General features: G+C 67.3%; 27 protein-coding genes. 17 read left to right on the top strand and 10 right to left on the bottom strand.

Features of this window, described 5'->3' with window-relative positions; all coding sequences use genetic code 11:
- Nucleotides 1-5: 5 nt before the first annotated feature.
- The 3 genes from CHINAEXTREME_RS04245 to CHINAEXTREME_RS04235 form a co-directional block, all read right to left on the bottom strand.
- Nucleotides 6-353, bottom strand: a complete 348-nt coding sequence (locus CHINAEXTREME_RS04245) for a hypothetical protein (protein ID WP_007141229.1) — start codon at nucleotides 351-353, stop codon at nucleotides 6-8.
- Nucleotides 354-434: 81 nt separating this feature from the next.
- Nucleotides 435-935, bottom strand: coding sequence for a 2'-5' RNA ligase family protein (locus tag CHINAEXTREME_RS04240; protein WP_007141228.1), 501 nt, complete (start codon nucleotides 933-935; stop codon nucleotides 435-437).
- Nucleotides 936-1031: 96 nt separating this feature from the next.
- Nucleotides 1032-1220, bottom strand: a complete 189-nt coding sequence (locus tag CHINAEXTREME_RS04235; protein WP_007141227.1) for a DUF7554 family protein — start codon at nucleotides 1218-1220, stop codon at nucleotides 1032-1034.
- Nucleotides 1221-1326: 106 nt separating this feature from the next.
- Here CHINAEXTREME_RS04235 and CHINAEXTREME_RS04230 point away from each other — a divergent pair, with 106 nt between their 5' ends.
- From CHINAEXTREME_RS04230 to CHINAEXTREME_RS04190, 9 genes are all read left to right on the top strand, one after another.
- Entirely contained in the window at nucleotides 1327-2559 is a 1233-nt protein-coding gene (locus tag CHINAEXTREME_RS04230; protein WP_049918409.1) for a DUF7343 domain-containing protein, read from the top strand.
- A 327-nt stretch (nucleotides 2560-2886) separates the two neighbouring features.
- Complete coding sequence (locus CHINAEXTREME_RS04225) at nucleotides 2887-4161, top strand: argininosuccinate synthase (protein WP_010546428.1); 1275 nt, start codon at nucleotides 2887-2889, stop codon at nucleotides 4159-4161.
- A 2-nt stretch (nucleotides 4162-4163) separates the two neighbouring features.
- Entirely contained in the window at nucleotides 4164-5657 is a 1494-nt protein-coding gene (gene argH, locus CHINAEXTREME_RS04220; RefSeq protein ID WP_007141224.1) for an argininosuccinate lyase, read from the top strand.
- 259 nt (nucleotides 5658-5916) lie between these two features.
- Complete coding sequence (lysW, locus tag CHINAEXTREME_RS04215; RefSeq protein ID WP_004267676.1) at nucleotides 5917-6081, top strand: lysine biosynthesis protein LysW; 165 nt, start codon at nucleotides 5917-5919, stop codon at nucleotides 6079-6081.
- Entirely contained in the window at nucleotides 6078-6962 is an 885-nt protein-coding gene (gene lysX, locus CHINAEXTREME_RS04210) for a lysine biosynthesis protein LysX (protein ID WP_029601426.1), read from the top strand. The genes lysW and lysX overlap by 4 nt, the downstream gene beginning before the upstream one ends.
- Nucleotides 6962-8044 carry an N-acetyl-gamma-glutamyl-phosphate reductase gene (argC, locus tag CHINAEXTREME_RS04205; RefSeq protein WP_007141222.1) on the top strand — a complete coding sequence of 361 codons (1083 nt, stop codon included), beginning with the start codon at nucleotides 6962-6964 and terminating at the stop codon, nucleotides 8042-8044. Before lysX ends, argC begins: the two co-directional genes overlap by 1 nt.
- Nucleotides 8045-8183: 139 nt before the next feature.
- Nucleotides 8184-9056 carry an acetylglutamate/acetylaminoadipate kinase gene (locus CHINAEXTREME_RS04200; RefSeq protein WP_007141221.1) on the top strand — a complete coding sequence of 291 codons (873 nt, stop codon included), beginning with the start codon at nucleotides 8184-8186 and terminating at the stop codon, nucleotides 9054-9056.
- Nucleotides 9053-10207 carry an aspartate aminotransferase family protein gene (locus tag CHINAEXTREME_RS04195; protein WP_007141220.1) on the top strand — a complete coding sequence of 385 codons (1155 nt, stop codon included), beginning with the start codon at nucleotides 9053-9055 and terminating at the stop codon, nucleotides 10205-10207. Before CHINAEXTREME_RS04200 ends, CHINAEXTREME_RS04195 begins: the two co-directional genes overlap by 4 nt.
- Nucleotides 10204-11319 carry a [LysW]-lysine hydrolase gene (locus CHINAEXTREME_RS04190; RefSeq protein ID WP_007141219.1) on the top strand — a complete coding sequence of 372 codons (1116 nt, stop codon included), beginning with the start codon at nucleotides 10204-10206 and terminating at the stop codon, nucleotides 11317-11319. Before CHINAEXTREME_RS04195 ends, CHINAEXTREME_RS04190 begins: the two co-directional genes overlap by 4 nt.
- Before the next feature lie 7 nt (nucleotides 11320-11326).
- On the opposite strand, the gene CHINAEXTREME_RS04185 is transcribed toward CHINAEXTREME_RS04190, so the two are convergent.
- Nucleotides 11327-11827: a hypothetical protein gene (locus tag CHINAEXTREME_RS04185; RefSeq protein ID WP_007141218.1), complete on the bottom strand. Its 501-nt coding sequence runs from the start codon at nucleotides 11825-11827 to the stop codon at nucleotides 11327-11329.
- A gap of 508 nt (nucleotides 11828-12335) precedes the next feature.
- Nucleotides 12336-12806, bottom strand: coding sequence for a hypothetical protein (locus CHINAEXTREME_RS04180; protein ID WP_007141217.1), 471 nt, complete (start codon nucleotides 12804-12806; stop codon nucleotides 12336-12338).
- 127 nt (nucleotides 12807-12933) lie between these two features.
- Here CHINAEXTREME_RS04180 and CHINAEXTREME_RS04175 point away from each other — a divergent pair, with 127 nt between their 5' ends.
- The 6 genes from CHINAEXTREME_RS04175 (at nucleotide 12934) to CHINAEXTREME_RS04150 (ending at nucleotide 17336) form a co-directional block, all read left to right on the top strand.
- A complete protein-coding gene (locus CHINAEXTREME_RS04175) occupies nucleotides 12934-13185 on the top strand; it encodes a hypothetical protein (protein WP_007141216.1) in 252 nt (83 codons plus the stop codon).
- Nucleotides 13186-13236: 51 nt separating this feature from the next.
- Nucleotides 13237-13656, top strand: coding sequence for a helix-turn-helix domain-containing protein (locus tag CHINAEXTREME_RS04170; RefSeq protein ID WP_007141215.1), 420 nt, complete (start codon nucleotides 13237-13239; stop codon nucleotides 13654-13656).
- A gap of 47 nt (nucleotides 13657-13703) precedes the next feature.
- Complete coding sequence (thrC, locus tag CHINAEXTREME_RS04165) at nucleotides 13704-14981, top strand: threonine synthase (protein ID WP_007141214.1); 1278 nt, start codon at nucleotides 13704-13706, stop codon at nucleotides 14979-14981.
- A 105-nt stretch (nucleotides 14982-15086) separates the two neighbouring features.
- Complete coding sequence (locus CHINAEXTREME_RS04160; protein ID WP_007141213.1) at nucleotides 15087-15503, top strand: hypothetical protein; 417 nt, start codon at nucleotides 15087-15089, stop codon at nucleotides 15501-15503.
- A 179-nt stretch (nucleotides 15504-15682) separates the two neighbouring features.
- Nucleotides 15683-16951: an ABC transporter substrate-binding protein gene (locus tag CHINAEXTREME_RS04155; RefSeq protein WP_029601427.1), complete on the top strand. Its 1269-nt coding sequence runs from the start codon at nucleotides 15683-15685 to the stop codon at nucleotides 16949-16951.
- A gap of 1 nt (nucleotide 16952) precedes the next feature.
- On the top strand, nucleotides 16953-17336 hold the full coding sequence (locus CHINAEXTREME_RS04150) for a hypothetical protein (RefSeq protein WP_007141211.1): 384 nt from the start codon (nucleotides 16953-16955) through the stop codon (nucleotides 17334-17336).
- A 16-nt stretch (nucleotides 17337-17352) separates the two neighbouring features.
- Here CHINAEXTREME_RS04150 and CHINAEXTREME_RS04145 read toward each other — a convergent pair whose 3' ends face one another.
- The 4 genes from CHINAEXTREME_RS04145 to CHINAEXTREME_RS04130 all read right to left on the bottom strand — a co-directional run bounded on the left by CHINAEXTREME_RS04145 (nucleotide 17353) and on the right by CHINAEXTREME_RS04130 (nucleotide 21462).
- Complete coding sequence (locus CHINAEXTREME_RS04145; protein ID WP_007141210.1) at nucleotides 17353-18330, bottom strand: carbohydrate ABC transporter permease; 978 nt, start codon at nucleotides 18328-18330, stop codon at nucleotides 17353-17355.
- A 6-nt stretch (nucleotides 18331-18336) separates the two neighbouring features.
- Nucleotides 18337-19296 (bottom strand): carbohydrate ABC transporter permease, encoded by a 960-nt coding sequence (locus CHINAEXTREME_RS04140; protein ID WP_007141209.1) that lies wholly within the window; start codon nucleotides 19294-19296, stop codon nucleotides 18337-18339.
- A 10-nt stretch (nucleotides 19297-19306) separates the two neighbouring features.
- Nucleotides 19307-20446: an ABC transporter ATP-binding protein gene (locus CHINAEXTREME_RS04135; protein WP_007141208.1), complete on the bottom strand. Its 1140-nt coding sequence runs from the start codon at nucleotides 20444-20446 to the stop codon at nucleotides 19307-19309.
- Between the two features lie 197 nt (nucleotides 20447-20643).
- The gene (locus CHINAEXTREME_RS04130) at nucleotides 20644-21462 is read right to left on the bottom strand and encodes a type 1 glutamine amidotransferase (RefSeq protein ID WP_007141207.1); all 819 of its coding nucleotides are present in this window, start codon (nucleotides 21460-21462) and stop codon (nucleotides 20644-20646) included.
- Between the two features lie 149 nt (nucleotides 21463-21611).
- Here CHINAEXTREME_RS04130 and CHINAEXTREME_RS04125 point away from each other — a divergent pair, with 149 nt between their 5' ends.
- The gene (locus CHINAEXTREME_RS04125; protein WP_007141206.1) at nucleotides 21612-22772 is read left to right on the top strand and encodes a multicopper oxidase domain-containing protein; all 1161 of its coding nucleotides are present in this window, start codon (nucleotides 21612-21614) and stop codon (nucleotides 22770-22772) included.
- Nucleotides 22773-22925: 153 nt separating this feature from the next.
- Nucleotides 22926-23783, top strand: a complete 858-nt coding sequence (locus CHINAEXTREME_RS04120; RefSeq protein WP_007141205.1) for a phosphatase PAP2 family protein — start codon at nucleotides 22926-22928, stop codon at nucleotides 23781-23783.
- 47 nt (nucleotides 23784-23830) lie between these two features.
- Here the strand turns inward: CHINAEXTREME_RS04120 and CHINAEXTREME_RS04115 are convergent, their stop codons facing one another.
- Nucleotides 23831-26317, bottom strand: a complete 2487-nt coding sequence (locus tag CHINAEXTREME_RS04115) for a DEAD/DEAH box helicase (RefSeq protein WP_007141204.1) — start codon at nucleotides 26315-26317, stop codon at nucleotides 23831-23833.
- Between the last annotated feature and the right edge of the window lie 15 nt (nucleotides 26318-26332).

Genomic DNA, 26332 nt, shown 5'->3' with positions numbered 1-26332 from the left:
CCGAGTTACTCGATCGTCACGTTGGCGATACCGCCCGTGATCATCACCGCGTGGGTCCCCCCGTCCTCGATCTCGAGGTCGAACGTCTCGGAGTCCTCGACGATGCGGGTGTCGACGACGCCGTTCTCGAGGTGGTCGAGCCGGAACGACACGCCCTCGCGCTCGATGTCCGTATCCGGCTGGAAGACCTCCTGTACGTCGACCGTCACGGTCAGTTCGGCACCGTCGCTGACGTCGAACTCCGTCCGTTGGTCGTCCTCGAGGGTCGTATCGACGCCACCGCCGCCCAGCAGTCCGGTACAGCCCGCGAACGGAACGACTGCCGCGAGCGATACGAATGTTCGTCTGTGCATACGGTACCCTGATTAGTACAGTCAGAATATACTTCCGGCCGTTTCACGTGTCCACCGACGACAGGTGGTCCGGGCTCGACCTCAGGCCGACAACGAGACCCGGCTCACGGACAGCTTCTCGAGGCCGTCCCAGAACTCGAGTTCCGAGACCGTCCACGAGACGGGTTCGATCTCGCGGTCGGCCAGCCTGGCTGCGGCGGTGGCGTCTCCGCCGCGGGCGAGCGTGACGTGGGGGACGTAGTCGGCCCCCTCGAGGCCTTCGACCGCGTCGAACGCGTCGGTGAGGTCGGCGTGGATCGACTCGAGACCGGGGCTCTCGACGGCCAGGTAGATGACTGGAGCTGACCCCAGCGGCGGGTTCTCGAAGTAGTCGATGCCCGTGATCCGGGCCTCGACCGCGGACACGCCCTCGAGCGCGCGATGGGTACGGTGCTGGAGCTGGGCGACGTGGTCGGCGTCGCCGAGGCGCTTGAGTAGACACGAGTGGGTCTCCCGGACGTCGTCGAATTCGACGAGCTCCGGATAGAGCTCGTTTGCGAGGGTCCGGACGCGGCCGGGGACGGGAACGTTGACGCTGTACACGTGGTGTTCGGAGGGTGGACGGCGGGAGGTATCAGTGTGACGTTCTCGAGGGTTCTCCCTCCGGTCGGGACGAGGAGCCGCAATCGTGGGGAGCTCTCACAGCCGGTCGAGCAATCGGAGCGCGACCAGAACCGCGACCGCGACTACCAGGACTAGCAGCAGCGTTCGTACGAGCCAGCCGACGACGATTCCGACGATCCGGAGCGCGAGCAGGACGGCGACCAGCGCGAGGACGACCTTCAGCAGGGTTTCGACCGCGAGCGTACCACGGGGACGGGAAGGCATCGGCCGGGGATTGGTAAGCAGCCGTGAAAAACGCTCCGCAGCGGGAGCCCAGAACCGGGTTCGGAGTCGGAAAGACCTATTTAGCCAGCGCCGGCATTGTGATACAATGGACGTGAGGGGGCTGTGGGCCCTGCTCTGTGTGTTCGTGGTGGTCGGGTGCTCGGTGGCGTTCGTTCCGTTCACGGCGGCCGCGGTCGATGGTGTCGGCGAGGTCGGTAGCCAGGTCGACGGCGACCGTGAATCCGGTGCCAGTGTCGCTCCCGCGGTCGCACAGGCGGCACAGCAGGAAGAGCCGGCAGAGATCGACCAGCTCGACGATCCCGACAAGGTCCACATCGAGGTCTACATCCACGAAAACGGGTCGGCGACGTTCGTCGTCGACTACCGGTTCGAAAACGGCTCGGAGTCGAACTGGACCGCCCTCCGGGACGACGTCGAGGAACACCCCGAGATGTACGCCCAGCAGGAGGCGAGCGGCTGGAACGAGACGCTCGAGGAAGCCAGGAACGCGACCGGCCGGGACCAGATGGAGATCGGTAACGTGTCGGTCGCCACTGACAGGACCACCGCACCACAGGAGATCGGCCACGTCGAGTTCACCTTCGAGTGGCATTCGTTCGCCTACGTCGAACTGAACCGGATCGACGCGGGCGACGCGCTGGCCGGGTTCACGCTGTCGGACGACACGACGATGCGCCTGTTCCCGCCCGACGGGTACGTCATCGGGGAGGTCGAGCCGACGCCCGACGACCGCCCCGACAACTCGGTCTTCTGGAACGGGGACGACACGGAGTTCGCCGACGACGAGCCGTACGTCGAAATCCTCGAGAACGGCGGCGCGACCGGCCAGGAAGACGAACCTGACGCGGGGCCGGACGACCCGTGGCCGATCGTCGTCGCCGTGCTCGCGCTCCTGGCGACCGTCGCCGCGGCCGGCTGGTGGATTCGCCACCAGGAGATCCTGGCCCCGAACGTGGAGACGGGGCGCGAGGCGAACGCGAACGGTGCCGGCGACGCCGATTCCGGAGCGGGCGGGAGCGGAACCGACGCCGGAGCCGGTCGGAACGAGCCTGCCGAGGGACCGCCCCCGGAACTGCTGAGCAACGAGGAACGCGTGCTCCGACTGCTCGAGCAACGCGGCGGCCGGATCAAACAGCAGGACGTCGTCTCGGAACTGGACTGGACCGAGGCCAAGACGAGCCAGGTGGTCGGCGGACTGCGGGAAGACGGCGACATCGAGGTCTTCCGCATCGGCCGGGAGAACGTCCTTGCCCTTCCCGACGAGGGCGGCGAATCCGGCGACGTCGACGACACGGGTAGCGGGCGCGAGGACGCGTAGCGAGTCCCGTCGCGCTGGATCTCCCGCCGGTCGTAACATTTGCGGCGCAGACAGGTTTTAATACGTGGGAGCGATACTCGTCCAGTAATGAGCCGATCCGTCGGGTCCGCGCTCACCCTTTTCCGTACCGACGGGTCCGTCGCCCAGCGGCGACAGCGGCGACCGCGACCGGGCCTTTGAGCCCGTACTATACTATCACCCCTGTCCCCCGGCCGCTTCGATTTCCCGAAAACCCTGGTTTTCACGGTTAGAGTGCACTCTAACAGTAATTTTCGTAAAATAAATCGGTGAATTTAATACCCTTCTGCCGTTTGTTTCGGGTACGACATGACCCGCGTGGCACTCGCGTTCTCGGGCGGACTGGACACCACAGTCTGTGTCCCGCTGCTCGAGGAAGAATACGGATACGACGAAGTGATCGGCGTCACGGTAGACGTCGGCCAACCGGAATCGGAGTTCGAGGAAGCAGAAGAGACTGCCGAGGCGCTCGGCCTGGACCACTACGTGGTCGACGCGAAGGCGGAGTTCGCCGACCTCTGTCTCGACGGCGTGCGCGCGAACGCGACCTACCAGGGCTATCCCCTGGGTACCGCGCTCGCGCGTCCCGTGATCGCCGAAGCGATCCTCGAGGTCGCGAACGAACAGGACTGTGACGGCGTCGCCCACGGCTGTACGGGCAAGGGCAACGACCAGCTGCGTTTCGAGGCCGTCTGGCGCGACTCGGACCTCGAGGTCATCGCGCCCGTGCGTGAACTCGGTCTCACCCGCGACTGGGAAAAGCAGTACGCCGCGGAGAAGGACCTCCCCGTCGAGGGCGGCAACGAGGGCGACTGGTCGATCGACACGAACCTCTGGAGCCGCTCGGTCGAGGGCGACGAACTCGAGGACCCGAGCTACGTCCCCTCCCCGGAGATCTACGACTGGACCGACGAACCGACGGGCGAGAGCGAGGAGATCGAGATCGCCTTCGAGAACGGCTACCCCGTCGCGGTCGACGGCCAGGAGTACGACCCCGTCGAACTCATCGAGTACCTGAACGAGCTCGCGGGCTCCCACGGCGTCGGCCGCACCGACGTGATGGAAGACCGCATGCTCGGGCTGAAGGTCCGCGAGAACTACGAACACCCCGCAGCGACGACGCTGCTGAACGCCCACGAGTCCCTCGAGGGGCTCGTCCTCACCCAGGAGGAGCGCCAGTTCAAACAGCAGATCGACCAGCAGTGGGCCCAGAAGGCCTACGAAGGGCTCGTCGATGCGCCGCTCGTGGGCGCGCTCGAGGGCTTCATCGCCGAGACCCAGGGGCGCGTGACGGGGACGGTGACGATCCGTTTCGAGGGCGGCAATGCCCGCCCCGTCGCCCGTGACAGCGAGTACGCCGCGTACTCGGCCGACCACGCCTCCTTCGACACCGAGACGGTGGGGAAGATCGCCCAGGAGGACGCCACGGGCGTCGCGAAGTACCACGGGTTCCAGCGCCGCCTCGCGAACGGCGTCCTCGAGGACGACGACGACGAGACGGCCGAGAGCGAACCCGTCGAACTCGCGACCGATGGCGGAACGGTCGACGCCGCGGACGCGGGCAGCACGGAGGACGACCAGTAACGATGTCCGAGGAGAGTGCTCAGTTCGGCGGACTCGGCGATGACGACGACGCCGACGGCGACGAGAGCGTCGTCCGCCGGGATCGGTTCAGCGGCGGCCCCGCCCGGAGTTTCCTCTCCTCACTCGAGGCCGACGAGCGAATCTTCGAGGCCGACCTCGAGGTCGACCGCGCACACGTCGTGATGCTCGCCGAACAGGGGATCATCGCGGACGACATCGCGGGCGAGATCCTCACCGCGCTGGATACGATCGAGGTCAGCGGCCACGGGAGCCTCCCCGAGGGCGAGGACGTTCACGAGGCCATCGAGACGGCCGTCATCGACCGCGTCGGCGAGGACGGCGGGAAGATGCACACCGCCCGGTCGCGCAACGACGAGGTCGCGGCCTGCATCCGCTACCGCCTGCGCGAGGACGTCCTCGAGGCGATCGAGACGACCCTCGCGCTGCGCGAGTCGCTCGTGGAGGTAGCCGACGCCCACGCGGAGACCGTCATGCCCGGCTACACCCACCTCCAGCCCGCCCAGCCGACGACCGTCGCACACTGGGCGCTCTCCTACGAGTCCGCGGTTCGCCGCGATACCGCGCGGCTGTTCGGGGCCTACGAGCGGATCAACGAGTCGCCGCTCGGGGCCGCGGCCTTTGCGGGCACGACGTTCGACGTCGACCGCGAACGCACGGCGGAGTTGCTCGGCTTCGACGGCGTCGTCGAGAACTCGATGGACGCCGCCTCGAGCCGCGACTTCCTGCTCGAGACGGTCCAGGCGCTGTCGACTCACGCGACGACGCTGTCTGGACTGGCCGAGGACGTCGTCGTCTTCGCGAACCGCGGCTTCGTCGACCTCGCGGACGACTACTCCTCGACGTCGTCGATCATGCCCCAGAAAAAGAACCCCGACACGCTCGAACTCGTCCGCGCGGTCGCGGGCGACGCCGCGGGCGCGGTCCAGGGGCTGACGACGACGCTCAAGGGACTGCCCCGCGCGTATAACCGCGACCTCCAGCGCGCGACGACCCACGCCTGGGAGACGGCCGACGCCGTCACCGAGGCGAGCGAGGTCGCCGCGGGCGCGGTCGCCACGGCCGACTGGAACGAGGACGCGCTCGCGACGGAGGCGGGCGAGGGCTTCTCGACGGCGACCGGCGTCGCCGACCTGCTGGCCGCGAACGGCCTCCCCTTCAGGACGGCCCACGAGATGGTCGCGGTCGCGGCCGAAAACGGGGGCGACTACGACGCGCTCGAGGCCGCCGCTGCCGACGTCCTGGGAGAGCCCCTCGAGTCGTTCGTCGACCCCGCGGCCGTCGAGGACGCGCTCGATCCGTCCGAGAGCGTCGCGAGTCGCGATTCGACCGGCGGCCCCGCCCCCGAGGCGGTGGCCAGCCAGCTCGAGTCCGCCAACGCCGCGCTGGCGGACGACAGGGGATCGCTTGCGGAGAACCGGACCGCGCTCGAGGACGCGTACGAAGCGCTTCGTGCCGAGGTGAACGGGTATGTCTGAGACGCGACGACCGACCGGAGTAGTGCCACGGATACGGTCGCCACCGCGGCCGTCCCCACCGGGGCGCGGACGCGGACGGGGCCCTCGGTTCCCGTCGCCGCGGCCGTCCCCGTGAGGGGACTATTATACATTAAATGATACACTGGATCGGCAATGCGGAAAATTAGCCTTTTCACGCCGTTAGCGTCGCATACAGTAATATAATTCTTCTGTTAGGTTCGAAGCCTTTAAGGGGTGTCGCCTCCCAGTCGGGAGTACAATGACGGAATGCGTCGAGTGCGGGGCCGAAGTGTCCCTGCACGACGATCTGGAAGCGGGAGAGATAGTCGACTGTACCACCTGCGGCGCCGAGCTGGAAGTCGTCGACACCGAGCCGCCAGTCCTCGAGCGGGCCCCCGAGCTCGAAGAGGACTGGGGTGAGTGACATTGCAGATAGGAATACTCTACTCCCGGATCCGCAAGGACGAGAAGCTCCTGTTGAACGAGTTGCGCGAGCGCGATCACGAGGTCACCAAGATCGACGTCCGCAAACAGGAGTTCGACGTCGGCGAGGTCCCCGAGGAGTTCGCCGACCTCGATCTCGTCGTGGACCGCTGTCTCGCCACGAGCCGTAGCCTCTACGCCACGAAGTTCTTCGAGGCCTACGGCGTGCCCGTGGTCAACAGCCACGAGACGGCCGACACGTGCGCGGACAAGGTCAAGAACAGCCTCGCGCTCGAGAAGGCGGGCGTGCCCACGCCCGAGACGAAGGTCGCCTTCACCAAAGAGACCGCGATGGACGCCATCGAGGACTTTGGCTACCCCTGCGTCCTCAAACCCGTCGTCGGTTCGTGGGGGCGTCTGATGGCCAAGATCGACTCGCCCGACGCGGCCGAGGCCATCTTAGAGCACAAGGCGACGCTCGGTCACTACGAGCACAAGGTGTTCTACGTCCAGGAGTTCGTCGAGAAGCCCGGGCGCGACATCCGCGTGCTCGCGACCGACGGCGAACCCGTCGCGGCGATGGTCCGCTCGTCGGACCACTGGATCACCAACGCCGCGAAGGGGGCCGAGACCGACGTCTTCGAACTCGACGACGAGGCGAAAGAACTCGTCGAGACGGCCAGCGACGCGGTCGGCGGCGGCCTCCTGGGCGTCGACCTCATGGAGACGGAAGACGGGTACACCGTCCACGAGGTCAACCACACGGTCGAGTTCAAGGCCCTCGACGACGCCGTCGAGACGGACGTCGCCGGCGCGGTCGTCGACTGGCTCGAGACGAAGGCGGGGACGGACCCCGTCTCCGAACTCGAGGTGACCGCCTGATGGCCGCCGGCACGGAAATCGGCCCCTCGGCGGACGACGCCGGCGAGACCGTCACCGCGACGGTCGTCGGCGGCTCCGGCTTCACGGGCGGGGAACTGCTGCGTCTGCTGGCGGGGCACCCCAACTTCGATGTCGCCGAGGTGACGAGCCGATCGAAGGCCGGCAAGAGCGTCGGCTCGGTCCACCCGCCGCTTCGCGGCGCGGACCTCCGGTTCACGGAACCCGACGACCTCGAGTCCGTCGACGTGCTGTTCGCGGCGACGCCTCACGGCGTCTCGATGGGGCAGGTCGACGAGTTCTTCGAGGTCGCCGACACCGTCGTGGACCTCTCGGCGGACTTTCGCCTCGAGAGCGAGGCCCAGTACGACGAGTGGTACGACGGCCACGACGCGCCCGAGTACCTCGAGAAGGCCGAGTACGCCCTGCCCGAGATCAACCGCGAGAACCTCGAGGGGGCGGAGCTGATCGCCGGCGGCGGGTGTAACGCCACCGCGACGATCCTCGGCCTCTACCCGCTGTTCGAGGGCGGCATCCTCGAGGGCGGCGAACAGATCGTCGTCGACGTCAAGGTCGGCTCGAGCGAGGGCGGCGCGGGCGGCGGCGAGGCCTCCTCGCACCCCGAACGGTCGGGGGTCGTCCGTCCCTACGCGCCGACCGGCCACCGCCATGAGGCCGAGATCGAGGGGTTCCTCGGCACGTCGGTCGCCTTCACCTGCCACGCCGTGGACATGGTTCGCGGCGCGAGCGCGACGAGCCACGTCTTCCCCGACGAACCGGTCTCGAAGGGCGACCTCTGGAGCGCGTACCGGGGCTGCTACGAGGACGAGCCGTTCGTCCGCATGGCCGCCGGCGGCTCCGGCGTCTACCGCTACCCGGAACCGAAGGCCGTCGCGGGGACGAACTACGCCGAAGTCGGGTTCGAACTCGACCCCTCGAACGAGCGCATCGTCGTCTTCTCGGCGATCGACAACATGATGAAGGGGTCGGCGGGTCAGGCGGTCCACGCCGCCAACGTCGCGCTCGGCCTCGAGGAGACGGCCGGACTCGAGTTTACGGGGCTTCACCCCGTGGGGGCACCATGAACTCGCTTCGCTCGTTCATGAGCCTTGCTTCGCTTCGCTCAGCAAAACACCCTAAGATGACTACGCCAAGACGTTCCTGCTCGCGTTGCTGCGCGGGCTGCGACTCGTCTAGTCACACTCGCCACCGGAGGTGGCTCGCGTGACCGTCGTAGTGAAAATCGGCGGCGCTCGCGCCGTCGACCCCGAAGGGGCGCTCGCGGACGTCGCCAGCCTCGTTGAACAGGGAGAACAGGTCGTCCTCACCCACGGCGGCTCCACCGCCGTCGACGAGACCCTCGAGGATCTCGGGCAGGAACCGACCTACGTCGAGACGCCCGGCGGCGTCGTCGGGCGGTTCACCGACGAGGAGACGATGGACGTCTTCAAGATGGTAATGCCGGGCAAACTCAACACCGATCTCGTCGAGAGCCTGCAGAACGCGGGCGTCGACGCGGTGGGGCTGTCGGGCACCGACGGCAAACTCCTCGAGGGCAAGCGCAAGTCCGCCGTCCGCGTGAAAGAGGACGGCAAGAAGAAGATCAAGCGCGGCGACCACTCGGGCACGATCGAGTCCGTGAACGCGGACCTGCTCGAGACGCTGCTCTCGAGTAGCTACACGCCCGTCGTCTCCGTCCCCGTGCTGGGACGGGAGAAGGACGGCGGCTACACGGCGGTCAACGCCGACGCCGACCGCGCTGCCGCAGCGATCGCGGGCGCGCTCGAGGCCGACCTCGTCGCACTGACGGACGTCGCAGGGATCTACGCGGATCCCGACGACGAGTCGACGAAAATCGACTCGGCCGCGACGCCCGAGGAGTTCGAGACGATCAAAGCGGCCGCCGAGGGGTTCATGACGAAGAAGGTCATGGCCGCCGAGGAGGCCCTGGAGAGCGGCGCCTCGAGCGTGACGGTCGCGACGGCCAACGCCGACGCGCCCGTCACCGACGCGCTCGAGGGCGGGGGCACGACCCTCGAGCCGGGTGCGCTCGGGGACCCGGACTCGGACGCCACCGAGACGGAGGTGGTCCAATGAGCGGGTTCGTCTTCTCCGAGAAACCGATCGGCATCGAATCCGGCGAGGGCGTCACCCTCGTCGGCGAGGACGGCACCGAGTACCTCGACTTCGGCGCGAGCTACGCCTGCACGCCGACGGGCCACTGCCATCCCGACGTGGTCGAGGCGGTGCAGGACCAGGCCGCCGAGTTGCTGTACGTCCAGGGTTCGTACCCGGTCGAGTCGCGGACGACGCTCCACGAGAAACTGGGGGCGCTCGCGCCGGACGGGATCGGGAACGTCTGGCTCTGCAACTCCGGTACCGAGGCCAACGAGGCCGCGCTGAAGTTCGCCCGAAGCGCGACCGACGGGACGAAGATCGTCGCCGCGAAGCGGGCCTTCCACGGCCGCACCGCCGGCACGCTGTCGGCGACCTGGAAACCGAAGTACAAGAAACCGTTCGAGCCGCTGCTCGAGGACCACGTCGAGTTCGTCGACTACGGCGACGACGAGGCGCTGGCTGCGGCGGTCGACGACGACACCGCGGCGGTCATCCTCGAGCCGATCCAGGGCGAGGGTGGGATCCACCCCGCGCCCCAGTCGTACCTCGAGACGGCACGCGAGGTCACCGAGGCGACCGAGACGGCGCTGATCTTCGACGAGATCCAGACCGGGATCGGCCGCACGGGCGACCTCTGGGCCTGCGAGGGGTACGGCGTCACGCCCGACATTCTGACGACGGCGAAGGGAATCGCCAGCGGGCTCCCGATGGGTGCGACGCTCTGTGCCGACTGGATCGCCGAGAACGCGGGGCCCCACGGCTCGACGTTCTCCGGCAACCCGGTCGTCGCCGCCGCCGCGAACGCCACCCTCGAGGTCGTCGTCGAGGAAGACCTGCCGGGCAACGCCGCCGAGGTCGGCGGTTACCTGCAGGACGAACTCACGGCGCTCGACGCCCCCATCCGTGACGTCCGCGGCGAGGGGTTGATGCTCGGCGTCGAGGTGAAACGCGGGGCAAACCGCGTCCTGCGTGACCTCGCGCTCGAACATCAGGTTCTCGCGCTGCCCGCGGGTCGCAGCGTCGTCCGCTTGCTCCCGCCGCTGGTGCTGGAGAAGCGCCACGCGGACGCGGTCGTCGCCGCGCTGGGCGACGTGCTGACGCCGGACGCCAAAGCACAGTCGGGGTCATGAACGCGAGCGTCGACACCGCGGACGTCCCCCTCGAGGAGGCGCGCAACCTCCTGATCGATCTCGTCTCGATCCCCTCGCCCTCCGGCGAGGAGTCGGAGGCAGCCGACCGGCTGGTCGAGTTCTTCTCGGCCCACGGCCGCGAGGCGTGGATCGACGAGGTGGGCAACGTTCGCGCGCCCGCTGACGACGCCGTGTTGCTGACCTCCCACGTCGACACCGTCCCCGGCCAGGTCCCGGTCGAGGTCCAGCCGGCCGACGCCGACGACCTCGAGGCCGACGTGGCCGAGGAGGAGGGCGAGGACGTCCTCTGGGGTCGCGGGAGCGTCGACGCGACGGGGCCGCTCGCGGCGATGGCCGCCGCGGCGGTCCGAACGGGCGTCTCGTTCGTCGGCGTCGTCGGCGAGGAGACGAATTCCCGGGGAGCCCGCCACCTGGTCGTCGACCGCGAGGAACCGGACGCTGTCGTCAACGGCGAACCCAGCGGGACCGATGGGATCACGCTCGGCTACCGCGGCTTCCTGGTCGGCACGTACGTCGCCTCGAGCGAGTCGGGGCACACCTCCCGTCCGGAGCCGAACGCGATCCAGCACGCAACGGAGTGGTGGACGAGCGTCGAGGAGGCGTTCGAGCCCGAAGACGGTGCGGACGAGGTCCCCGTCTTCGAACAGGTGACCGCAAAGCCCGTCGCCATCGACGGCGGCATCAGCGACGACGGACTCTCCGTGGAGGCGACCCTCGAGGCCCAACTCCGGGTCCCGCCCTCCATGGACGTCGAGACGGTCCGCGAGACGGCGGAAGACGAACTCGAGATCGGTACCGTCTCCTGGGCCGAACCGATCCCGCCGGTAATGGAAAGCCCCCGGACTGAGGTGGCCCGCGCGTTCCGCGCGGCGATCCGGAAGGAGAGCGAGGACCCCCGGCTCCTGCGCAAGACCGGTACCAGCGACATGAACCTCTATGCCGGTGCGTGGAACTGCCCGATGGCGACCTACGGCCCCGGCAACTCCGACCTGGATCACGCGCCGGACGAACGGCTCTCGCTGGCGGAGTTCGATCGGTCAGTGGCCGTCCTCGAGCGCGTCGCGACGACGCTGGCCGACGCGGACGACTGACCTGGAGTTACTCCAGCAGTCGCCCGACGACGATCGCGTAGCCCAGTCCGAGCAACAGCCCGAACAGGAGGTGGTCGACGAGCGGGGCGACGGCGAGGAGGTCGATCCGCTCGGCGGTCGTGAACGCGTACTCGACCAGCAGGAAGTTCCAGACGAGGACGACGTTGCCGACCCACAGCGCGCCGCCGTAGAGCAGTCCAAGCACGGTCCCGGTGGGGAGCGTTTCCGCTGCCGAGCGGAGTCGCTCGTGGTAGACGAGCGCACCGAAGCCCGCGCCGAAGACGATGCTGTACCCGATGTGGATCACCCACCACAGCTGAAACTCCGGCAGCGCCGCGAGGATCCCCGCGGACGAGCCCAGGCCGACCGCGTTGAGCAGCGGCCGGGTGAGGCCGGCGACTCCGCCGACGACCGCCGCCTGCGGCCAGTGTGCGTAGGTGATGACGCTGCGGTTCGGGACGTCCGGTTCGGTCTCGCCGGTCGCGTCGACCTCTGTTTCGGTCCCCATACGACGAGATGGCGAGCAAGCGATTGTATTTATTACAACAGTTATCGGATTCTGGGAACGATAGCCGAGAGAGGGCACGCGGCCGTGCCGTCCTGTCGAGACGGATGGCTTCCGAGGATCCACGAGTGCGGCGACCGCAGTGTCGGCTGGAGGGTCCAGTCCGGGATCGACGTCGCGACTCGCTCGGCCGAGCCGTTCTAGGTGCGGAACAACCGCTGCTCGAGCGCTCTCTCCGCCATAAATGCCGTATTTCTCCCCTCAATCGGCTGTTGACTCCCGGTCCGGAACGGTTCCGTTTCTGAACTATCGGTATCAGTTATAGGTCGACGACGAGGATCGACGAAACGAGTATGGAGATCAGGGTGGTGATCGGCGTCCTCATCATGCTGCTCGGGCCGGCGGCGCTGGTCGTGCTTTACCTGCTGTAGGCTTCGGGCCGGCGCAGTCGGTGGGAGCCGGATGGGGATGGGGTTGGGGAACCCCAGGGAGCCGACGGAAAGCAGCCGACCTATCGCGCCAGCCCCGCGTACGCCAGACCGAGAACGATTCCGTAGGCAGCGTGCCCGACGAGGCTCTCGAGGGCCACGTTCGGCACGGATGGTGCCATCTCGAACCCGACCGCCGAGAGCCAGATCGGCATCACGACGACGGCCAGGACTGCCCAGACGGCGATTCCGTACGCGAGGCCGGCGACGGTGGCCCTGCCGGGGCGGAGGTCCCGTCGGCCGGTTCCCACCAGCAGCGCCGCGAAGACGACGCCGAGGACGGCACCGTGGGAGACGTGGATGACCATCCCGGCGAGTCCGCCCTCGAGGCCGTACATCGAGGGGATCGCCATCTCGAGGACGCCGGGCGTCTGCAGCGCCATCAGCGCCCCGAAGACGATCGCCCCGACGATGCCGCCGACGGTGCCGGCTTGCCAGGGTGGGAGTGCGGTCGACGTTCGTTCTACGGTCGGTCGTTCGGCTTCTTGTGCCATGTTGTTCTATAGCACAGAAGATGTAGTAGCGGTATCCCGGTCTGGCGTCGCTCGTACACGGCCGCCGAACGCGACGATTGGAGGCGGCGACGTGGGATTCTTTGGGACCGAGACACACAGCCATACCATGGCGGACACCGTACGGATCTCGGCCGGCGAACTCGTGGCCGACGCGATCCTCGAGGCGATCGAGGACGGTCGGCGGGTCGTGGTCACGACGACGATGCTCGGCGAGGAACACGAGGTGACGCTTCGGTACGACGGCGCCGTCTACTACTGCGACACGCCGACGCGACTCCACCGCCACGAGAGCGAACGGGAGATGCGCCGCTGTATCCGGAAAAACGGCTACGTCAAGGATCCCGCCGAGCAGGAGTAACGGCGCGGACAGTGTGTGGGGTTCTTTCATACCTGCGTTCGTACGTAGCGTATGGCGACGGACCCGCAACACCGACTCGGCGAACTCCTCGAGGATTCGGACCCGCCGTTCGAGAAGGTAATGAGCTGTGTGTTCGGGATCGAGGACCACGAAACGCGGACCTACCTCGCGCTCTGTGAGCGGCCCGGGAGTACGATCGACGAACTCGCGACGGTCCTCGACCGGGACCGGAGTACGATCAACCGGTCGCTGTCGACGCTGCAGGACCGGGGACTCGTCGAGCGCGACCGGCGACTGCTCGAGGGCGGCGGCTACGTCTACCAGTACACCGCGGTCGAACTCCCGGACGCCAAGGAGATGCTCCACGAGGCGCTGAACGCGTGGACGCGGTCGGTCCACGGCGTGATCGACGAGTTCGACTCCGACCGGGAGCGACCGCGACCGGGGGTCCGATCCGAGCCCCGGGAGTAACGCCGCATCCGCTCACTTTTTCCCGCTTGCTTACCTCTCGGACGACAATGAGTCTCAGCCTCTCGGCCGACCGGCCGACCGTACCCGGCGTCGCGGACGACGGCGTCTGGCTCGAGTGTATCGCCTGCGGCGACACCTTCGCGCCGTTCGAGGACGTCCGCTACACCTGTGACGAGTGCGACGGACTGCTCGAGGTGCGCTATGCCGACCTCCCCACGTTCGAGGACTTCTCGGGACGCGGCGTCTGGCGCTACGCCGACGCCCTCCCGCTCTCCGAAGGCGTTACGACCCAGGAGGGGGCGACGCCGCTGTACGAGGTACCCCGACTCGAAGCCGACGTCGGTGTCGAGACGCTGCGGATCAAACACGAGGGGATGAACCCGACGGGGTCGTTCAAGGATCGCGGGATGACCGTCGGCGTCGCCGTCGCGCAAGAACTGGGCGTCGGGCGACTCGCCTGTGCTTCCACCGGCAATACGAGCGCCGCGCTGGCGGCCTACGGCTCGCGGGGCGGCATGGAGACGCTGGTCCTCCTGCCGGCGGGGAAGGTCGCCGCCGGGAAGGTCGGCCAGGCCGCGCTCCACGACGCGCGCATCCTCGAGGTCGACGGTAACTTCGACGCCTGTCTCGATATCGTTCGGGAACTCGCCGAGCGCGGGGAGGCCTACCTGCTGAATTCGCTGAACCCGTTCCGACTCGAGGGCCAGAAGACGATCGGCCTCGAGATCCTCGAGGGGTTCCGCGACGACTACGGGGCCTTCCCGGACCGGATCGTCCTGCCGGTCGGCAACGCGGGCAACACCGCGGCGCTGTACAAGGCGTTTCGCGAACTCGTCCAGGCGGGCGCGCTCGAGGAGCGCGAGGTGCCGAAACTGACCGGCGTCCAGGCCGAGGGTGCGGCGCCGATGGTCGAGGCGGTCGAGAACGGGGCCGACGAGGTCCGCCGCTGGGAGGAGGTCGAGACCCGGGCGACCGCGATCCGGATCGGCAACCCCGTGAACGCGCCGAAGGCGCTTCCCGGCATCCGCGAGACCGGGGGCACCGCGATCGCGGTCTCGGACGACGAGATTACCGAGGCCCAGCGCGACCTCGCGGCGGAGGGCGTCGGCGTCGAACCGGCCTCCGCGGCGTCGGTCGCCGGCCTCCGGAAGCTCCGTGCGTCGGGGATCGTCGACGACGACGAGCGGGTCGCCTGCCTGACCACGGGCCACCTGCTCAAGGATCCCGACGCGGCGGCGGCCGCGGGGAACGAGCCCGAACCCGTGCCGGCCGACACCGGGGGCGTTCTCGCACACCTCGAGGGCGGGAATACGTCGGCACAGTAGCGCGAGGCGTCCTCGCGCGCCTCGAAGCGACCACTCTCGACCGCCGCGTCTGACGGTCGGCTGACTGAACCTTTTCACCGAGAGTCGTATACCGCCATTCGGCCCATGTCCGCCGAGCAACGACCCCCCACGACCCGCTACCACCGTCGGGAGCCCGGGCCCGACGACGTGACTCGAGAGCCGACGACTGACCCCGACTCCGACTCCAGTGACGAACCCGGCGTCACGGACGGCGAACACGAGTACCGGTTCCGGTCACCGGAGATGTCCTCGCGGTCCCCGCGGTCCCGATCACCCGACGATACCGACCTCTCGACCCGTATCGAACGCGCTCGACTCCAGTCCCGCGTGACGGCGCTCGAGCGCGCGCTGACGACCAGCGAGCGCCGTCGGCGAGCCGTCATCACGCAGTACGAGCGGCTGCTCGAGGACCGAACCGAGGCCCTCGAGGAGTCCGGGGACTGTGACCGCGACCGCGACCCGAGCCTCCTGAGGCGTCTCCTCGAGCGCTGGCGTCGCTGACGCCGACCGTCGTAGCGCCGCCCTACTCGCGTAGCCAGCCCGTACGCCGGCCGCCCGTTCGATCGACGCGATGGGCGGCCGACCGCCTCCGGTCTCGGAACCGATGATTGTCTCGAAATCCGCCATTACAGGATTATCGTGAAAAATGATTAAGTTTAGGATCGGTCATAGCATCCCGTATGACCGAACCTAACGGTCGGTTCGATCGGCGTACCGTGCTACGAGGAATGGGCGGCGGAGCCGTCGGACTCGCGGGAGTGGGGATCGGCGTCGCGGGATCGGCGGCCGCACAGGAAGCGCTTACCGTAACCGGCGTCTGGACCGGCGGCGAGGAGGAGGACTTCCTCGCCGTCGTCGATTACGTCGAGGATCAGACGGGGATCGACATCACGTATCAGCCGCGGGACACGGAAGCCATTCTGACGGGAACGTTGATGGATTACGAGGCCGGGGTCGCGACCGCCGACATCGTCGTGATGCCGTCGCCGGCCCGGATCCAGTCCGACGCGGAGCGTGGCCACCTGGCAGCGATGGGAGACGTCTGGGACCCCGACGAGTTCGCGACCGACGCGGAGCAGGTGAGCGCCGACGGCGAGATCTACGCGGCGCCGTTCAAGATGGACCTCAAGCCGGGGTTCTGGTACCGCCAGTCGTTCTTCGAGGACAACGGTCTCGAGGAGCCCGACGATTACGACGCGTTCCTCGACCTGCTCGAGGAGATCGACGGGATTTCGGGCGTCGAGGCACCGATCGCGTCCGGGAACGGGGACGGCTGGCCCCTGAGCGACGTGACGGAGGGGTTCATCATCCGACAGGAGAACGGGGGGCAACTCCAGCGAGGGCTCGTCGACGGCGATACCGAGTTTACCGACGAGCGCGTCGTCGCCGCCTTCGAGGAAATCCAGGACCTCCTCCAGGCGGGCTACTTCAGTGAGGTGCGGGACTTCGGCGTTCAGTACGAGTTCTTCTGGGAGAACGAGACGCCGCTGTACTTCATGGGGTCGTGGACGCCGGCGTTCGAGGCGATCCAGGATCCGGACGACCTCGGCTACTTCATGATCCCCGGCGCGGAGGCGATGGTCGCCGCCGAGAACTGGTTTACGGTACCACAGTACTCGGAGAACGTCGATGCGGCGCGGACGGCAGTCGAGACGTTCGTCTCCGCCGAGGGCCAGCAGGTCTGGGCCGAACGGGGCGGCTTCATCGCCTCGAACGCGCAGGTGCCGGACGAGGCCTACGACGTGGAGATCATGGGCGACCTCGCGGACCGGGCCGACGAGGTGGACCTCGTTCCCGACCTCGACGACACGGTGGGCGATCCGTTCCAGTCGGAGTTCTGGGCGTCGCTGACCGGCCTCTGGGCACGGCCGGACCAGGACGTCACCTCGCTGGTCGACTCGCTCGCCGACCTCCTGCAGGAATCCGTGGCGGACGGGGGCGGGCTGTGACGTGAGCGAACTCGGTGGCGGCGAGAGCGATCGGAACGCCGAGACCGCCGATACGGCCGGAACCACCGGAACCGCCGGGACCGCCGGGACCGCCGGGACCGCCGGGGTCGACGGGAGCGACGGCGCCAGATCGCCGCTCGTTCTCCTCGAGGAGTTCCGACGACGGAACGCGAGCGCCGCGGTCGTGGACGTCCTGTACGTGTTCACGACGGCGTTTCTCGCTACGCTGGCGGTGCGGGGGACCCGGCCGGCGATGATCGCGGCGCTCCCGCTCGTGACCTTCCTCTATTTCGCCTGGAAGTCCTCGCGGGCGTTCTTCCTGGTGAACCTCGCGGCGGTCGGGGCGACGGTGGCCGCGACGGAAGCGGGACTGTTGCCGCTGTGAACCGTTGTCGCCGCCGTCAGTCCGTGACGGCGGCGACCATTCCCTGCTTGTAGTACCGCTCGAGGGTCAGGAACAGGAGAATGGGGACGATCATCGTCAGCACCGAACCGGCGGCGACCAGCCCCCACTCGACCTGGATGCGCCCGCGCATCAGCGGGAGCACCTGCGGCGCCAGGTAGAGCTCGGGCGAGCGCATGAACACGAGCGGGAAGAAGAAGGCGTTCCAGACCCAGGTGAACTGGATCACGGCGACGGAGACGAGCGCCGGCGTCGACAGCGGCAGGATGATCGTCCGGAAGATCTGGTACCGCGATGCGCCGTCGATGCGGGCGGCCTCCTCGAGTTCCTTCGGGATCCCCAGCAGGTAGTTCCGCAGGAAGAGGACGACCCAGCCCAACCCCCAGCCGATGTGGACCAGTATCAGTCCCATGTACGTGTCGAACAACCCGACCTCCCGGAGCGTGTTGTAGTTGCCCATCGCGACCAGTTCCGGCGGCGCCGCCATCACGAGCAGGATCAGGAAGAACAGCGTCGTCTTCAGCGGGAACTCGAACCGCGCGAAGGGGTAGGCCGCCATCGCGCCGAGCAACATGACGACGAGCACCGCGGGGACGGTGACGATCAGGGTGTTGATCAGGGCCCGGCGCATCGGTGCCGTCCGGTAGGTCCAGGCCTGCTGGTAGTTCTCGAGGGTGAGCGTCATGCCCTCGAGGTGCCACCACCCCTGGATGATCTCGTTGAGCGGGCGCAGCGAGGCCATAAAGAGTCCGAGGAAGGGAACGATCCAGAGGACCGCGACCGTGATCGCGATGGCGTACTTGAGCAGCCGCGGGAGCGACGGGGTCGCGTTGGCGAGCCGCGTCGTCCAGTCCAGTTCCCTGGCGGGTGCGGTTTCGGGGATCTCGTCGACCGACAGGTAGCCGCGTCCGTCGGTCTCCCGTTCGGGATCGGTTCCGGGTCGCGTCGGTTCGAATGGATCGTCGCTGTCACTCATGTCTGATCAGCCCATACGGGCGATGTAGGCGGCGAGGGGGGCGACGATAACGAGCTGGACGAGCGCCACCACCATCGCCTTGCCGTAGTCGATCGGCGGTTCGAACGCGGCTCGGTAGACCTCGATTCCCAGCACCGAGTACGCGTGGTTCGGTCCGCCGGCGGAGCCGCCGGCCGCGTAGACGATGTCGAACACCCGGAGCACCCAGATGATCCCCATGATGACGACGACCGCGGTGACGGGCCTGACAAGCGGCCAGATGATGTCCCTGAACCGGCGGTAGGGGCCCGCGCCGTCGATCTTCGCGGACTCGATCAGCGAGGGGTCGATCGCGGCCAGCGCCGAACTGTACAGCAGCATGTTGAACCCGGTCTGGACCCAGATCCCGCCCGCGATGAGCGCGTAGATCGCCACCTGCGGGGACTGCGTCCAGTTGCGGACCTGGTGTTCCATGCCGATCACGCGGAGCAGTTCGTTGAAGATCCCCGCCTGGGGATCGTAGATGAACAGCAGAACCAGCCCGATCACGATCGTCGGCACGGTAAACCCCAGGAAGACCATCGATCGAAGGATCCGCCGCCCCCGGAGGTCGGCGAACAGCAGCGCCATCGCGAGCCCGAGAACGGTGCTGATCGGGACGTGGAGCACCACCCACAGGAGGTTCTGTGCCAGCGCGCCCATCGGGAACCGCCAGTGTCGGAGGTTCTCCCAGTCGATGATCAGCGGATCCCTGAACGTCCGGATCCAGTTCTCGAGGCCAATGAAGCTCTGCATCGAGAACGCGTCCCACGAGAAGAAGCTCCCGACCGCCGAGTAGACGATCGGCCCGACCGAGAAGATGCCGAACAGGGTCATCCCCGGGATCAGGAACACCGCGAGGGCGACGAGTTTCTCGCGGTCGACCTCCACGTTCAGCCCGAGGGTCGCGTCCTCGTCGAGCCCGTCGACGTAGTCCCGTAAGCTCATGGTCGTGCGATTATCGGCTCTCCGTCGGCTGTGGACTGGCCGTTTGGGTCACCAACTCGCCGTTCTCGTCGTACAGGTAGGCATCCTCGTCGTCGAAGGTCACCCAGACCTCCTCGCCCCGCGTGACGTCCGCGTCGCCGACCTTCACCTTCACGAGCCGGTCGTCGACGGCCACGTTGACGAGCGTGTACTCGCCCAATGGTTCGACCGTATCGACCGTCCCCTCGAGCGCGTTCCCCGAGGTGGGCCGCTCGCTCGAAAGGAAGAGGTCCTCCGGGCGGATGCCCAGGGAGAGGTCGTCGGAGAGAGATGCGGACGTGGACGTGGACGCGGATGCTGACGCGGCGTCGATCCCCTGGATGCCCGCCACACCCTCGAGGTCGACGGTACCGGCCTCGCCGATGGCGATCGAGCCGTTCCGCCGCCGTCCTTCGAACAGGTTCATCGGCGGCGAGCCGATGAAACGGGCCACCCACTCCGTCCGCGGCCGGGAGTACAGTTCCTCGGGTGGCGAAATCTGCTGGATCGTCCCGCGGTTCATGACGACGACGGTGTCGGCCATGCTCATCGCCTCTTCCTGGTTGTGGGTGACGTAGATGGTCGTGATCCCAAGCTCGTCCTGGAGGCGTTTCAGCTCGCTGCGCATCTCCTGGCGGAGCTTCGCGTCCAAGTTCGACAGCGGCTCGTCGAGGAGGAAGACGGACGGCTCCCGAACGATCGCCCGCGCGAGGGCCACCCGCTGTCGCTGCCCGCCGCTCAGCGCGGCCGGGCGCTTTCCGATCTGGCCCTCGATGTGGAGCAGTTCCGTCACCTCTTCGATCCGCCGGTCCCGTTCGTCGGGCGGGATCCCTCGTACTTTCAGCGGATAGGCGATGTTCTCCCGGACGCTCATGTGGGGGTACAGCGCGTAGTTCTGGAACACCATCGCCACGTTGCGCTCGCTCGGCGACCACCGGTTGACACGCTCGTCGTCGAAGTAGATGTCCCCCTCCGAGGGATCCTCGAGACCGGCGACGAGCCGCAATGCCGTCGTCTTGCCACAGCCGGACGGCCCCAGAATGACGAGGAACTCCCCGTCGTCGACCTCGAGGTCCAGTCGGGAGTTGGCGACGGTCTCACCCCCGTCGAAGTATTTGCTAACACCATCCATGGTGATGGATGTCATGGCCTGCTGACGTACGGTGGATTCGTCCATTAATCCCGGTTACATCGTCAGGCTCGTTGATACGTGAATCAGCGTTTAGCGCGGTCGAAATAGCGGATTAGCACGGAGTCGACGCCGCTAGGGGTGGGTCGATCGGGACGTGACGTCACGGTTCGACGGGGACGAAAGGAAAGTCGGGACCGTTAGTCGGTCTGCCCGGTTCCGGGTTCGGCTTCCGCGCCGCGGCCGCCAGCGCCGCTCCCGCTCCCGCTCCCGCTTCCGCTCCCGGTCTCGATGCCGGCGGGAGTCTCGGCCTCGGCGGGGACTTCCGCAGGGGCGTCGGCCGCCCGAACCTCGCGGACGTACTCGAGGAAGTTGTCGAAGACCAGTTTCGCGGGACAGGCCTGTTGGTAGTTCTCCTCGGTGATCTCCTCGAGGATAGACTCGAGGCGCTCGTCGGAGAGTTCCTTCCGGTGGACCAGTTCGCGGGCGGTCTTCGAGTCGTACTCGGGGTGGAACTGGACGCCGAAGGCGCGGTCCTTGCGGAAGCCGTGGTTCGAGTACTCGTTCTCCGCGAGGGGTTCGGCACCGGGCGGAAGCTCCGAGACCGCGTCGGAGTGGCTGGTGAACGCGAGGAACTCTCGGGGGACGTCGTCGAACAGCCGGGAGTCGGCCACTTGCTCGATGTCGCTGTAGCCGACCTCGTAGGCGCCCATGTCCTCGACGGTACCGCCGAGGACGTCCGCGAGCAGCTGGTGTCCCCAACAGACGCCGAGGAAGGGAACGCCGCGGTCGATCGCCTCGGCCACCCAGCCTTTGGTGGCGTCGATCCACTCTTCGTCCCAGTAGACCGACGAACGCGAGCCCGTGACGACCGCGCCGTCGTAGTCGTAGTCGGCGGGGATCTCACCCTCGGTGACGTCGAACTCGGAGAGGGAAGCATCGAGTTCGCGCCGGAAGTTTCGCGTCGTGTTCTCGTCCCGGTGTGCCGCGTTCAGGACGGCAATGCGGAGTCGATCCATTAGGCCTTCCTGTGTTCCGGACGGAAATAGGCCTTCGGGGACGTCGGCGTCGCTCTCTTTTATACTCCAGGCGAACGTGTTTGTCGCGCTTCCCGGGACTCGAGAATTGCTGGGCCCGTTATACGTCGGACTTTCATACGGCCACTCGTATGAAAGATCGTATTGGTGCTCCTGGCTTCGACTTCTCGCGACGTGACTTCCTCGCTGCGACCGGCCTCGGAACGGCGGCACTGGCCGGCTGTACTACACAGGGCAGTAGCTCCCCCGCACAGACTGACTCTCAGCCCGCGGCGTCCGACCCGGAGGACGACGGCGACGACTCGGGGCTCCCGTGGACGAAATCGCCCGAAGTCGTCGACGTCGACGAACGCGGCGGGAGCGTCACGCTGCGCTCGGTGACTGCTCGCCACGCAGCCCATCCGATGGACTCGATGGGTGGCCCAGTGGAACTGCCCCGGGTATGGGCGTTCCAGGCCGACGACGGCGACCCCAGCGTTCCGGGACCGATCATCCGGACCACGGAAGGCAACGACATCGAGGTCACGCTCGACAACACGGACAACGATCACCCGCACACGCTGCACTTCCACGGCACGAAAAAGACCTGGGAGAACGACGGCGTCCCGACGACGACCGGCATCACGGTCGAACCCGGCGAGAAACACACGTACGAGATTCCCGCGAACGTCCCCGGTACCCACCTCTATCACTGCCACTACCAGACTCACCGCCACATCGATATGGGGATGTACGGCATCTTCCGCGTCGATCCAAAGGGGTACGAGCCGGCCGACAAGGAGTACTTCTTCACCGTCAAGGACTGGGACTCGAGGGTCAACCGACAGTTCGCGGGCGAAGACGTCTCCTACAGCCCCCGGAACCGTAACCCGGACGTATTCACGATCAACGGGAAGAGCCTCCCGCGGACGATCCACCCCGAGGAGGGGTCGCCGATCATCGTCGACCACGGTGACACCGTCCGGCTCCACGTGGTCAACGCCGGCTACATGTCCCACCCGATGCACACGCACAACCACCGCTTCCGGCTGGTCGAGAAGGACGGCGGACAGATCCCCGAAGCGGCCCAGTACGAACAGGACGTCACGAACGTCGCCCCCGCGGAACGACACACCCTCGAGTTCGAGGCCGACGCCGAGCCGGGTATCTATCTCATGCACTGTCACAAGGTCGACCACGCCATGAACGGCGACTCCTATCCCGGCGGGATGGTCAACGCCATCGTCTACCGGGACGCGATGGACACCGACATCTTCGCGGACCTGATGGACTACGCGGGCTACGAGGGCTGAGCAGTCGGCCGGCGGCGTCTCGGACGACGCTCCCGACGATCCGTTCGTTTCTCCCCGCTGTCCACACGGAACCGAACTGACCGATACCGTTAAGCAGAATTGCGTGATACGGTAGAGCACACCACCCTTTCGCCGACGCGAGGCTCCTTCGAAATGGCTCTGCCATCCGTTGCGCTCGTTACTGCCGTCGTCGTCGCGATCGGACTGGTAGCCACCTGTCTGCTCTGTCTCACGGCCGAGCAAGTATGGCTGACGATCGACACGTTCGATCGTCGATTCGCGAGCACTGCGCCGTATCTCGCCGTCGCGGCCGTCGTCTTCCTGCTCAAGTGGCTCACCCACGACGAGCGACTGGACCTCTCGTACGCGATCGGCTGGAAGATGACCGATTCGATCTACGCCGTCGAGGGGACGTTCGTGGCAGTGCTACAGGACTTCGTTCCCTCTTCGCTGTACGGGTTCTTCTCCGGGATATACATGTTCGGGTTCTCGTACCTGTTGTTCACTGCGGCCGTCCTGACGTTCGTACTGCCGTCCCAGCGCAGTTTCAAGGAACTGCTCGTCGCCTACCTGCTCAACTACTCGCTCGGGGCGGTCTGCTACACCCTGTTCGTCGCGTACGGTCCGCGCAACTGGATTCCGTCGCGTGTCGACGGGGTACTCTACGACCTGTATCCACAGACCCAGGAGGTCACCGCGGCCGTGTCGGCGAAGACGAACGTTTTCCCGTCGCTCCACACTTCGCTGTCGGTCGTCGTCCTGCTGTTCGCTTGGCGGACCCACGGGACCTACCCCCGGTGGTCCTCGATCGCCACGTTCGTGGCGAGCAGCGTCGTCCTCTCGACGATGGTCCTGGGCATCCACTGGCTGCTCGACGTCGTGGCCGGGGTCGTGCTCGGCGTCGGGAGCGTCGTCGCCGCCTCGAGAATCGTCGACCGCGTGGAGGGCGGCGACCCGCCGACCGCGTCCGATGACCGTCCGGTCACGATCAGGTCAGAAACCGACGACTGAGCCGGCCCAGGGTATCCGTCCCCGACCGGATCGGGTTCGGCGACCGCTCACCTCGAGCCCGTGTACTCGTTCCCGACGACCTCCCGGATCCGCTCGGCCGTGACCTGGCCGACGCCGTCGGCCTCCTGTAGCTCCTCCTCGGTCGCGATCATCATCTCCTCGACGGTGCCGAACTCCTCGAGCAGGGACCGCGCGGTGACGGGGCCGATCTCGGCGATCGAGGAGACGACGTACTCTTGCTGTTCGGCCAGCGTCTTCGACTGCTTCTCGCCGTGAACGGAGACCTCGCGGTCGCTCGTCTCCTGTTCCCGGCCCGCGATCACCGCGAGCAGTTCGGTCGTCTCCGACTCGCCTTCGGTCCGCAGCACGCTCGCGTCGAAGTCGACCGCGAGACTCGAGAGCGCCCCGCGGACGGCGTTGGGGTGGACGTCCCGCTGTTCGTACAGCCCCTCGCCCTCGACGATCACGATGGGCCGGGAGTAGTGGCGGGCCATCGCGCCGACCTGTTCGAACATCGACCGGTCGCCGCCGACCAGCGAGTCGACGAAGTCGGCGACGGACTTGCGCTCGACGACGACCCGATCCGAGCACACGTAGTCGCCGACCTCGAGCGTCTCGAGGCGGACGTCGATCTCCTCGCGCTTCGAGAGGTCCCGGGCGATGGTGGCGTCCATCTCCCGCTGGTCGGCGACGATCTCGATCCCCTCCCCGTCGGCGGACGGCTCGTGGGTCTCGACCTCGCGGCCCGCCTCCTCGGGTTCGGGGCCGCCGTCGGTCGAGTCAGCCCTCTCGGTTCCGCCGTCATCGTCGCCGTCGCCGTCGCCGTCCCCCTCCCCGGTAAACTCCTGTAACCCCGGCCGCTCGCCAACCCCTTCGCTTCCGCTGGAAGATCCGGTGACGGCGTCGGGATCGTCGCCCTCGGATTTCACTTCCGCTTCGCTCTCGAACTCCGTCAGCGCCCGCTGGGAATCGTCCAGTTCCTCCTCGAGGTCGTCGGCCATCCCCTTCAACTCGCGCAGTTCCGACTCCATCTCCTTCTCGCGCCGCCGCGAGATCCAGAAGTAGGCCTCGTCGCGGGTGTCCTCGGCCATGAGGACGACGACCCGGCCCTCGGACTGGCGGCCGGTCCGACCCTTGCGCTGGATCGACCGGATCGCCGTGGGGACGGGTTCGTAGAAGAGCACGAGGTCGACCTCCGGCACGTCCAGGCCCTCCTCGGCGACCGACGTCGAGACCAGCACCTCGAACTCGCCCGCGCGGAACTCGTCTAAGACCTCCTGCTGTTCCGTCTGGGTCATCCCGTCGCTGCCCTCGCGGTCGCCCTGGCCGACGAACCGCTTGGCCTCGAAGCTCTCGGAGAGGAAGTCGGTCAGGGCCTCCGCGGTGTCGCGGGATTCGGTGAAGACGATCACCCGCTCGCCGTCCTCGAGGCCCAGCGTCTCCGCGAGCAGCATCCGCGTCTTGCGGTACTTGGGGTGCAGTTGGTCGAAGTCCTCCGCCTTGCGCATCGCCTCGCGGACGCGGGGGTCCGAGACCAGCCGCTGGCTGGCCTTCGACGCGCCCGAGGACTGGGCCTGGTTGCGCTGGCGCTCGAAGTACCGGCGGACCGCCTCGACGCTCTGGGTCTCGACGAGGGTGACCGCCTGGCGGAGCTTCATCACCTCCGCGTGGATGGACATCCCCTCGAACCCCTCGGACTGGTCGTTGTTGATCAGCTTCTGGAGTTCGGCGCGCATCGCGTTCAGTTCCTTCTGGGACTGGTCGGGCTGGGTCGAACTCGCGACGCCGAGTTCCTTGAGCTTCTCGAGACGTTCTTTGATCACCTCGTTGAGAGCGTCGCGGATCTCGAGGACCTCCTCGGGGAGGTCGATCCGTTCCCACTCGACGTCGGTCTCGTGGGTGAACTCCGAGACGTCGGCGTCCTCCTCGGTCATCACCTCGACCTCCTCGATGCCCAGGTTCTCGCAGACCTCGAGGATGGCCTCCTCGTCGCCGCCCGGCGAGGCCGACATCCCGGTCACCAGGGGATCCGTCGCGTCGGCGTGGTAGCGCTCGGCGATGTAGTTGTACGCGTAGTCGCCGGTCGCGCGGTGGCACTCGTCGAACGTGCAGTGGGTGACGTCGGCGAGCGAGATCCGGCTCCCGACCAGGTCGTTCTCGATGACCTGCGGGGTCGCCATCACGACCGTCGCCTCCTCCCAGGTCGCGGCGCGGTCGTCGGGGCTGACGTCACCGGTGAAGACGACGATCTCCTCGTCGGGTATCTGGAGGGCTTCCCGGTAGAAGGTCGCGTGCTGCTGGACGAGCGGCTTCGTCGGGGCGAGCATCAGGGACTTCCCGCCGACCTCCTTGAGCCGGCGTGCGGTCACCAGGAGGCTCACGGTCGTCTTCCCCAGCCCCGTGGGGAGACAGACGAGCGTGTGGTGGTCCGCCGCCGTGCCCGCGAGCTTCAGCTGGTAGAGCCGGCGCTCGAGGAAGTCGGGCTCGAGCAGCGGGTGTTCGATGGTGGGGGGTTCCTCGTCGGTCGCGGCCATTGGCGGCGATTTGCG

The sequence above is a fragment of the Halobiforma lacisalsi AJ5 genome (assembly GCF_000226975.2).
In the GTDB taxonomy this organism is placed as follows: Archaea; Halobacteriota; Halobacteria; order Halobacteriales; family Natrialbaceae; genus Natronobacterium; species Natronobacterium lacisalsi.
This window is presented reverse-complemented; position numbering and strand designations above follow the sequence as displayed.